The sequence below is a fragment of the Rhizobium sp. NZLR11 genome (genome assembly GCF_019685115.1).
Lineage (GTDB): Bacteria > Pseudomonadota > Alphaproteobacteria > Rhizobiales > Rhizobiaceae > Rhizobium.
The window spans coordinates 52910-63579 of record NZ_JABDWD010000029.1 but is presented as its reverse complement, the minus strand read 5'-3'; the positions used below and the strand labels follow the sequence as shown (position 1 = coordinate 63579).

The 10670-nt window shown below is 58.6% G+C and carries 5 protein-coding genes and 2 pseudogenes; 4 read left to right on the top strand and 3 right to left on the bottom strand.

The window, feature by feature from the left end:
- Positions 1-208 precede the first annotated feature (208 nt).
- Together HJB83_RS31030 and HJB83_RS31025 are read right to left on the bottom strand one after the other, a co-directional pair.
- Complete coding sequence (locus HJB83_RS31030) at positions 209-2992, bottom strand: EAL domain-containing protein (protein WP_221133150.1); 2784 nt, start codon at positions 2990-2992, stop codon at positions 209-211.
- A 1262-nt stretch (positions 2993-4254) separates the two neighbouring features.
- A pseudogene (locus HJB83_RS31025) lies at positions 4255-4461 on the bottom strand (GFA family protein); the annotation flags it as partial.
- 128 nt (positions 4462-4589) lie between these two features.
- Here HJB83_RS31025 and HJB83_RS31020 point away from each other — a divergent pair.
- From HJB83_RS31020 to ilvD, 3 genes are all read left to right on the top strand, one after another.
- Positions 4590-5192 carry a hypothetical protein gene (locus tag HJB83_RS31020; protein WP_207580969.1) on the top strand — a complete coding sequence of 201 codons (603 nt, stop codon included), beginning with the start codon at positions 4590-4592 and terminating at the stop codon, positions 5190-5192.
- Positions 5193-5507: 315 nt separating this feature from the next.
- Positions 5508-7214: an adenylate/guanylate cyclase domain-containing protein gene (locus HJB83_RS31015; RefSeq protein WP_221133151.1), complete on the top strand. Its 1707-nt coding sequence runs from the start codon at positions 5508-5510 to the stop codon at positions 7212-7214.
- A gap of 487 nt (positions 7215-7701) precedes the next feature.
- Complete coding sequence (gene ilvD / locus HJB83_RS31010) at positions 7702-9375, top strand: dihydroxy-acid dehydratase (protein WP_221133152.1); 1674 nt, start codon at positions 7702-7704, stop codon at positions 9373-9375.
- 105 nt (positions 9376-9480) lie between these two features.
- On the opposite strand, the pseudogene HJB83_RS31005 reads toward ilvD, so the two are convergent.
- Positions 9481-9731: pseudogene (locus HJB83_RS31005) on the bottom strand (ATP-binding protein); the annotation flags it as partial.
- A 144-nt stretch (positions 9732-9875) separates the two neighbouring features.
- Between HJB83_RS31005 and HJB83_RS31000 the strand changes: the two are divergent.
- A complete protein-coding gene (locus tag HJB83_RS31000; RefSeq protein ID WP_221116794.1) occupies positions 9876-10361 on the top strand; it encodes a hypothetical protein in 486 nt (161 codons plus the stop codon).
- Positions 10362-10670 lie beyond the last annotated feature (309 nt).

Below are 10670 nucleotides of genomic sequence, written 5' to 3'. Positions count from 1 at the left end.
GTTCAATGGAACGGCGGACGGAGACCCAGGCTCTCCCACGGGCTTGGTGTCCCAAAGGTGCAACGGTCTTCCATCCGCCACCGCAACAGGCAGTACTACGCCAATAGCGGGTAAAGGGAAGTTACAAGGGTTAGGGTGAGAGGCAGTTATCGGTGCGAACCGGACAGGCGTCTGTCAAACCCAAAATCCTGTCCCTCCGGACGCCGCTTCAAGCCGCCCTCTCAACCGCCGGCTCGCCCATCGCCTGGGGCTTTCCGAGTAAATAACCCTGCGCCTCGTCGCACTGTTCTTCCAAGAGCGTGTCGAGCTGCGCCTGCGTTTCCACGCCTTCGGCCAGCACCGGCACCTCCAGGCTGCGGCCGAGTGCCAGGATGGCTCTGACGATCGCCTTTGACTGGGGGCTGGTTTCGACCTCGGCCATGAAGCTCTTGTCGAGTTTGATCTTGTCGAAGGGAAAGGAGCGTAGCGTCTCCAGCGACGAATAGCCGGTGCCGAAGTCGTCGATTGCGATCGACACGCCGAGCGCCTTGATCTGCCGCATCGTCCGCAAGGCCTTGTCCTTGTCGACGATGATCGAGCTTTCGGTGATTTCGATTTCGAGACGCCGGGCATTCAGACCGGTTTCCGAGAGGATGTCTGATATGACGGCCGCCATATCGGAATGGCCGAGCTGGATCGGCGACAGGTTGACGGCGATTTTGTAGCTGTTGTTCCAGCTCGCCGCCTCCCGGCACGCTTCCCGCAGCACCCATTCGCCGATCGGCAGGATCGCGCCGCATTCCTCGGCCAGGCCGATGAAATCCATCGGCGGGATGTTGCCGCGTTCGTGATGCCGCCAGCGCAGCAGAACCTCGTAGCCGGTGATCTCGCCCGTTCGCACCGATTTCTGCACCTGATAGTGCAGATGCAGCTGGCTGCGATCAATCGAGGCCCAGAGGTCCTTGGCGAGCGAGCGGCGGCGGCGCGCATGCTCGTCCATGGCAGCCTCGTAGAAGCAGACCCTCTGCAGCAAGGATTGTTTGGCGCGGTACATCGCAAGGTCGGCATTGGCGAGAAGCCCGTCGACGCTTGCGGCGTCGCTCGGATAGATCGCCACGCCGAGGCTGGCGCCGGTCTTGATCTCGAAGCCGTCGATGGAAACCGTCCCCGCGAGCGCGCCTTCCAGCCGCGCGATGAAATCGTGCAGGGCGCTCAGCTCATCGAAGCGCTTGGTCGCGGCGAACTCGTCTCCTCCGAACCGGGCGATGAACTCGCCCTCCTGCCGCGCCTCGTCGAGACGCCGCGCCAGCTCGACGAGCACCTTGTCGCCGGTGCCGTGCCCGTGCTGATCGTTGATCTCCTTGAACTTGTCGAGGTCGATGCCGATGACGGCGACGTTGCCCCTCACCCGGTCGGCGATCATCATTTCCTCAGAGACGCTCTCGCCGAACTGCAGCCGGTTCGGCATGCCGGTCAGGCCGTCATGCTTGGCAAGGAAGGCGACCTGCTCCTCGGATTTCAGGCGATCGGTGATGTCTTCGAAGGTGACGACCCAGCCGCCATTGGGCAGCATGTTGACGTTCTGTTGGATGGATATGCCGCTCGGATATTTGTGAACCGCGCTGCCGGCGCCTGATCTGATCAGTGCCATGTTCCTGATATAATGCGCCTCGGCCTGCACGGATGCCTCTGCGGCATCCTCCGCATGGGCGGAATAGCCGACGTCGACGATCTGTCGGTAGCCCATGCCGGGACGCACCGATCCTTCGGGAAACCGGAAGATCTCGAGATAGCGCTTGTTGCAAAGCACCAGGCGCTCGTCCCTGTCGAACATGCAGATGCCTTGCCCCATATTCTCGAGCGCGACGTCGAGATTGCGGGTGATCTCCTCGATCCGGTCGGCATCCGCCTTCTGCTTGCTGGTGTCCTTGGTAATCTTCACATAGCCGATCAGTTGGCCGGTCTCGTCATAGATCGCGTCAATGACGACATGAGCCCAGAAGGAGGAGCCGTCCTTGCGATAACGCCACCCCTGGGCCTCGAACTTACCTTCAGTGCGGGCGGTCTGAAGCGCCTGCTGCGGCAGGCCTTTGCGGCGGTCTTCCTCCGAATAGAACAATGAGAAATCCTTGCCGACGATCTCATCGGCTCTATAGCCCTTGGCGCGCTCGGCGCCGGCATTCCAATTGCTGACCTTTCCATCCGGATCGAGCATATAGATCGCGTAATCGGTCACCCCCTGCACCAGGAGCTTGAAGTTGCGCTCCGCCCTGGCGGTCTTGGCCTGCCAACGCACGGCGAAAATGGCGGCCGCAAACCCGGCCGCCAGCAGCGAAAAAGTGACGGCGGCGATCGTCACCGCCATCAGTGCCGGTGAAAGAAGCGTGGCGGGATCGAGCGCGGTGATGCCCGGAATGACCGTCACCCCTGCCATTGCGGTGAAATGCAGGGCGACGACGCCGAGCGTCAGCAAAACCGTCGGCACCAGCCTGCCGAAAGTCGACCGGCCGCTCCGGCCGGCAAATCGAAAGGCAGCGATCGAAAAGGCAACGCCGAGAACGACCGAAGCCGTCACGTAGCCCGCATTCCACGAGATCTCACCGGGGAATTCGATGGCCAGCATGCCGGTGAAATGCATAGACCAGATACCCACGCCGAAGAGCACGCCCGCCAGGACGTTCGCCACCCATCTGTCATAGGCGATCTTGGCGGCAACCGCCGCCGTCGTCGCCACGATCGCGACCAGCAGCGAGACCAGCGTCAATCCGGCATGGTAACCGACGACGACGCCGGAATCGTATGCCAGCATGGCGATGAAATGCGTGGCCCAGATGCCAAAACCGCCGGCCGCCCCCGCCGTCACCAGCCACACCCAGCGAACCGCGCCCTCGGACAATGTCGCCCGATTGAGCAGAACGAGCGTGCAATGGCTTGCGAGAAAGCAGATCAGACCCGCAAGCCCGACCAGCGTGAGATCATGCTGCTCGGTGATGCACGTCAGAACGGTAAACATGGAATAGGCCCTCGATTTGAGGGGCACGTTAAGCAGTGGGCGCTTAAGGAAGGTTGAAATGGGTAGGGCGGATGGGTGGCAAATGAGGCTGTTCGGGCGGGTTGTTCGGTGGGTTGTGAGATTAGCGTTTACGGTGGGTGTCTGGGTATGGTGAATGAATTGGTGCGGTGGGGATCGAAGTGCTCATCGTAACGTTCGAGCTTCTCACCCCCGAGTCACAGCAACCTCAAACGGACATGCGTGCTGAAATACGCTTGTGCCCATAGATGCATCTGGCGATATTGCAGACCTCAAATCAGGATGTGAAAGGCGGCAGATGACGTCGCTGGCGTTGATCACAATAACACCGTGTGCAGCAATGCTCATATCTGCATGCATCATGCGCAGAGGATTTCGGACCTGGATTTCATTGCTGCTGGCTTGCTCCACAGTGGCGATTGCAGCCTTCGAGCTGCGAAGCGGATTTAAGCAGACTTGTGAAATAGCCGAGAGCGAATGCGTCTCGATCCCTCGATCAAGGGCGAGACCGATCGCTTCGCCTATCGGTTTGTGAAGCGGTGACAAGTGCCGGCGCCAACCTCAACTCGGCCTCCGAAGGAGGCCAGGATACTGCTCAACTGCGCCAGTCTGCAGCACGTCAGCTTTAGGAACTCGCTGGAGAGCCTGCAAACGTCAAGCTTGGGCAAATGCAAGAAGCAGCGTCGCGGCGTGCTTCGAGGCTCCGCCCTGCGGGCTGCGCACCTCAGCATGAGGGCGCGGGAGGATGCCGCGCATTCATCGCGGGCGCAGGAGGATGTGCACAGCCTAAGCGAGAGCTTGCGCGATCCGCCTGCACTTAGATATCGTTTCGCGCTGACAGCGATGTGCATCGGGAACAAAATGCGCCGAGCTTTTAAATATATTGCAGCGGCAGTAGGATTTGGCGTGCTCGTTAGCGTTTGTATGATCGTGAAGGGACTGTTTGACGCCAACGATCATATTGACCGCTGCGCTGACGAAACCTCAGGACGATACATATTTGACAAGGACGCGAGAGCCGGCGCTTGCGGATGATCGCTTAAAACCGGACAACCAACTACAAATTTTTCAACGTTATAGGCCGGAAGCTGACGAACTGCGTCGAGGCACGAGGCGGCTGAAAAGCAGTTCGTCAGGCACCCTCCGTGTAGCGTCTTGAAAGTAAGTCGTTGCTGTCGTTGCTCCCGGCACGACGGCTTTTCGCGGCAACGCCAGCACCGCACCGGCAGCCGCCGGAACTGGACTCAGTCGTCACGTCCCCTCACCGCCCATGAGCTGGTATCGTGATCGGGGTGCTGGTTGTTGTTCGCCTTGATTGCCGCGGCCCAGTCGGCGCCGTTGGTTTCGGTCGCGCCGGTGTTTTCTATGCTGGTGATCGTATCAAACCAGGCCACCATGTTTTCGGTGCAGGTATTGGCATGCGGCGCGAAGGCGTTCGAATCGTCAAGCGAATTCTCATGGCAGGTCATCAGGTCAAGTTCGGTCAGGCTGTGGGCGAGCCCCGGGCCGACGACTTAGACTAGATTTCCCCAATTTCACCCAAGCACCATGATACGGAGTTGGATGAGGGGAATCTAGGATGTCGATCTTGCTAAGAAGTTTATCGCTACTGGTTGGAATAACATTGGCGGTACCAGCCTTTGGCAATTGCTTAACCGCCAATGAGACCAAACAGGGCGTCCTGCTGACCAGAGAGGCGCCTTTCTATTCCGTATTCTACAAGCCGGACGGCCCGGGTCTCACCGAACAACGGCTGATGGAGCGCGACGGTTCGTTGCAGCCGGTCTCGGCTGTATATTTGCACCCCTTGCTCGTCGAAAAGAGAGTGAGTGCCAGCGGGACGCATGAGCTGAAATACGCGAATGCGATTGCGTTAGACGATCTACCGCAGAAGAAGAACTGGCAATCCGACACCACGCTTTTCATCAATGGCAAAAAATCCGTTTCGGGCACGACTTTCATGAGGTTCGACGGCTTGGGAGAGGAAACGATTGCATCTTGTTCCTACAAAGTCTGGGCCATCAACAGCCGTCTGGAACTGACGGAATTGCCGCCGATCATTTTCGAACAATACTATTCCCCCGAGCTTCATCTCGTTCTTCGTTCGGTAAAGCTGGGCCCCTCCAACCAACCGTTGAGCGAGATTCGATTTGATCGGTTCCAAATTGGCTGGGGCAACTAGGGGACATTGTCCACTCTATCATCCCAGAAAGCCCGCTCTCTAAGGCTTCTGCGCGATAGTGGGGCGCTCCCTCCCTGCCTACTACTCTGTCGTCGCGAGTCGATGCGACCGCTCGCCACCTATCGCCAGACGTTCAAGAACCGTCCCTTTCCGTGGATACTCATTTCCGTGTCGTCCGCCGCGACGCCGTCGGTCACAAAGAAGGATGACGGCTCGATGGAGGTGGAGATCGCCTGGACATTACCTCTTACGGCTTGTTGACTCACCCGCAGTTGAACAATAACTTGCTAATTTGGTCGTTGGGCTTGTCCTCACATGACGGATCAATTTCTTCAGCGTCGTCTCGCTGCCATCGTCGTTGCCGATGTGGTGGGATATTCACGCCTGATGGAGGCTGATGAAGTCGCAACGCTGGCGAACCTCAGAGAACTCCGTTCTGGCGTTATCGAGCCGGCTGTGACGCGCCACAACGGTCGCATCTTCAAGGTCATGGGCGACGGCTTCCTAATCGAATTCGGTAGCGCGGTGGACGCAGTCGAAGCCGCGCTGGAAATGCAACGGGCCACCACGACTGTCGAGGCTTCCGGAGATCGACGCCTACTTTTGCGTGTAGGCGTCAATCTGGGAGATGTCATTGACGATGGTTCAGACGTCCTCGGCGACGGCGTCAATGTCGCGGCGCGCTTGGAGACGCAGGCCGCATCAGGAGGTATCTGCATTTCAGCCAATGTTCACGGCGAGATCGTCGGCAAGATTAGCGACCGGTTCTTTGATGCAGGCGAACGCTACCTGAAGAACCTGACGCGCCCGATCCACGTGTGGCATTGGCCGGATGCGCTGCAGAGCATATTGCCGCTGCCCGAATGTCCCTCGATCGCTGTCTTGCCGTTCACGAATATGAGTGGGGATGAAGCGGACGCGCCTTTCGTCGACGGCTTGACCGAAGATCTGATCACCGACCTTTCCCGTACGGCTGGCCTGTTCGTCATCGCGCGCAATTCCGTGTACGGCTACAAGGGCAAGCCGGTCGACGTAAAGCTGGTCGCCCAGGAACTCGGCGTCCGCTATGTCCTGGAGGGGAGCGCCAGACGCGCCATGGGACGTGTCCGCATCAATGCCCAATTGGTCGACACGCTTGCCGGCCAGCACTTGTGGGCCGAGAGGTTTGACAGGACGCTGGAAGATGTTTTCGAGTTACAGGATGAAGTTAACGCCAAGATTGTCGAAGCCCTCGTCGGCCGGCTGACCATCCCGACGCCGCGCAATCGGCCGAAGAACTTTGAGGCGTACGATCTGTGTGTGCGCGCCCGCCTCCTGACGGAAGAGTCGCCGCAAACTGAGCGTGAGGCCTATATGCTGCTCCAGCGCGCGGTTAAGCTCGAGCCATCATATGCCGAGGCGCTCGGTCTGCTCGCCTATAACCGTTGGCTTGCCTGGGCTCATTTCGGCGAGCCCGAAGATCCCAACCGCCGGATGGCGGCGACGTCAGCGCAGAAGGCGGTCGAGCTGGATCCCAACGATGCCGGCTGCCGTTACGTTCTGGGGACCATTTTGGCTTATGAGCGGCGATGGGAGGAATCAGAGGCCGCCTTCGCCAAGGCCCTGGAGCTGGACCCCAACCACGCCGACACCTGGGCCGCCATGTCGGACATTTCCGTGCTGGACGGCAGGGTTGCCGACGGACTGGCGCAGATCGAAAAAGCTCTGCGGCTCAATCCCTATCCAGCCTGCTGGTATCTTTGTCATCTTGGGCAGGCGCAATACGCCGCGCGTGATTATGAGGCGGCAACCGCTACACTCCGCAGGAAAGACACGTATCGTACCAACTCACGCAAATTCCTGGCGGCTACGCTTGCGCAATTGGGCCACCGTGAGGAGGCGCGGCGAGAAGCCGAATTGTTCCTGATCGCCCACCCTCATTTCACCATTGGCCATTGGCTGAGCTCCCAGCCGCTGCGCGATGCATCCGTACGAGACCACTTTGTCGACGGTTTCCGAAAGGCCGGCCTGCCGGAGATGTGACAGCGAGTGGGAACAATCCCGACGCGTTCGAGGACTTGATCAACGGATATGCGCTGCGCGAGAACGGCGGTCTGGATCGCAGTGCCATGCTTTTTCAGTCGCTCCACAAAACGCGTCAACCAGCCCGAGTCTCGCATGACTTTTCCGCTGGACCGCCTTGCTCAGGTGGCGATGAGCCCATAGCCCAGAATGAAGACAGGATGCTTTGCGAAACATTTAAGCAGCTTCGCCGAGACATGAAGGCGACGACGCTTACTTCCGCTATCGGCGGCGCAAAGATGCCGTTACCTTGAAACTAGACAATGTCTGCTTTGCGGCAGGTGCAAGCTATGCTCCAACGGCCGAAATGAGGGCGCGAAGCGGAAATTATTTCCGCTGTCGGCCCAAAACAGTCCTACAGGCTCGCCGAAAGGAAAACTGATCTATACGATCTTATGGTAATGATTGCGTCTCGTCAGTTCGCGTGGACTGAGGCCGGAGGCATGTGATGCCCTTCAATGATCGATCAAAGCATATTACCGAAGGGGTGGCTCGCTCACCCAATCGTGCCATGTATTATGCGCTGGGCTATAAGAAAGCCGATTTCGAAAAACCAATGATCGGCATTGCCAACGGGCACTCCACGATCACGCCTTGCAATGCAGGACTGCAACCATTGGCGGATGCGGCGATCGCGGCGATCAAGGCGGCAGGAGCCAATCCCCAGGTTTTCGGTACCCCGACGATTTCTGATGGTATGTCCATGGGCACCGAGGGCATGAAGTACTCGCTGGTGTCCCGAGAGGTGATTGCCGATTGTGTCGAGACTGCCGTTCAGGGCCAGTGGATGGACGGGGTACTCGTCATCGGTGGCTGCGACAAGAACATGCCAGGCGGGATGATGGGAATTCTTCGGGCAAATGTTCCCGCCATCTATGTTTACGGCGGGACGATCAAGCCGGGCAGATGGAAGGGACAAAAGCTTTCCGTGGTGTCTTCCTTCGAGGCGGTCGGTGCGTTCATGGCCGGAAAAATGAGCCAGGAAGATTTTGACGGGATTGAACGCAATGCCTGTCCCTCCACAGGTTCATGCGGGGGTATGTTTACGGCCAATACCATGAGTTCGTCTTTCGAGGCGCTGGGCATGTCGTTGCTCTATTCATCGAACATGGCCAATCCGGACCACGAGAAGATCGAGAGTGCAGCTTCGTCGGCCAGAGTGCTGGTCGAGGCCGTGAAGAAAGGTATCACGCCTCGTAACATCGTCACGCGCAGTGCCATCGAGAATGCCGTGGCCCTGATCATGGCAACCGGCGGCTCCACCAATGCCGTTCTGCACTACCTGGCGATCGCCCACGCGGCCGAGGTCGAATGGTCTCTGGACGATTTCGAGCGCATCCGCCGCAAGGTTCCAGTTATCTGCGATCTCAAGCCGTCCGGAAAATATATGGCGGTAGACCTGCATCAGGCGGGCGGCATTCCCCAGGTGCTGAAACTGTTGCTCAATGCCGGGCTCCTGCATGGGGACTGCCTGACCATCACTGGTCGCACGATCGCTGAAGAACTGGAGACCGTGCCGGATCAACCAAGGGCAGACCAGAATGTCATACGGACCCTGGATGCGCCGCTCTATAGCGAAGGCCATCTCGCGATCCTCAAAGGCAATCTCGCGGAAGGTGGGGCGGTCGCCAAGATTACTGGCCTGAAGAATCTGGTGATCACTGGTCCGGCACGCGTATTCGAAGACGAGCAATCGGCGATGGATGCCATTCTGTCAGACAAGATCAAGCCGGGCGATATACTCGTCCTCCGCTACCTCGGGCCAAAGGGTGGTCCTGGCATGCCGGAAATGCTCGCCCCGACAGCCGCGATCATCGGCCGGGGCCTTGGCGATAGCGTGGGGCTGATCACGGACGGACGATTCTCGGGCGGGACCTGGGGCATGGTCGTCGGCCACGTCACCCCGGAAGCTTTTGTCGGAGGCACGATTGCGCTGGTTCGCGAAGGTGATCCAATTACCATCGATGCGCATCGCAAGCTGCTGCAACTCGATCTGCAAGACGAAGAAATTTCGCGGCGGCGTGCTGAATGGAAACAACCGAAACCCCGATATACCGCAGGCGTGCTGGCTAAATTTGCCGCTCTTGCCAGACCGGCCAATGAAGGAGCTGTGACAGGGTAGCATCAGGGACCAAAAGCTTCCGCTGTCGGCCGCAAAGCATGCGCAATCGGACGATCCCACCAGGGGAAAGCTCCCACTACAATCCCGGTTTGGCCGAGACGAAGGCCCCGCCTTGCCCTTTACCTTCTCCTGCTCAAGCGCGATGACCAATTCGATCGTGGAGAAGAAGCGGACCTTTCGCCTGAACGCCAAGGGCAGTCGCAACATGGGTTTTGCCTGTTCCGGGCCTGCCGATAAGCACAACATTCTGCGCCGCATCCATGAACTCGCACCGTTGCTTCATTTATCTCGCTGGTAGTGAAGTCGACGCCGGAGAGGTCTTTGTAAGCCGGGAAGCGGGCGGCATTCATGTGATAATGGAATGTGACCAAGAGGGCTCCCCACCGCCTCCCGTCGGCCAGGATATTAAGGTCCAGACGACGTCATCGGGGGTGCCGCGATTCCACCCTAATAACGATTTACAACAGGGCACCCTGAGGCCGTTGCGCAAAGGACCGACAATGAGCAAATCGCTTGGGAACGGTATCAAGGCTCTTTGTATTCCGTTCGCCGTCGCCGTTTTGTTTCACGCGCCAGCGTTCGCAGAATGCCGATCGCCACTCGATCGCCCTGAGTGGCCTGCGATCGCCCGATCAATTGCCACGCTACAATTGTGCGAACAGATTCCTATTGGCCCTAATCAAACCGCCAGATTTCAGCTCGTTTCGGTGAAGATTTGTACTTTTCCGAGTGGTGTCAGTACTCTTTCGGCAAGGGCAGTGTTGACGTGTGAGTCCGGTTCTGAGGACCTCATTCAGTTGCCACAGCTTGATAGTGACGTTTTGGCTACCGTGTCCCTTGATACCGCCGCATGTCGGATTTTGGATTCCGATATCCAAATCAGCGGAGAAATCGGTGGCCTTCTGTCTGGTCTCGAAAATACTCAACAAACCGCTCGCGACTGGGCGCAATCGCAATTGTCGCGGTTGTGCGCTTTGCAGCAATGAGGCTACCCCTATCAACATGCCGGGTGAAAAACCGTCGACGACAAAATACCGTAGACAATTCCTCCCGCTTCACCTGCCTCTATCCGCGCCGCCATTCAGATAACTTCGACCGACCTACCAGCACACACTTGCCCATGCGGCTCCGGCACACCATCCGGCGAGCACACCAGTCGGATAATGGACGCCACTACCCGAAGCCTATCGCTTACGGACGCCGGGGCAACGCATGCTGCGAAACCTCTGTCCGATGAGGGAGGTTGGAGAGTGCCGCGCCCAATTACAGGTGGTGGAATGCCGTGGTTTTGCTAC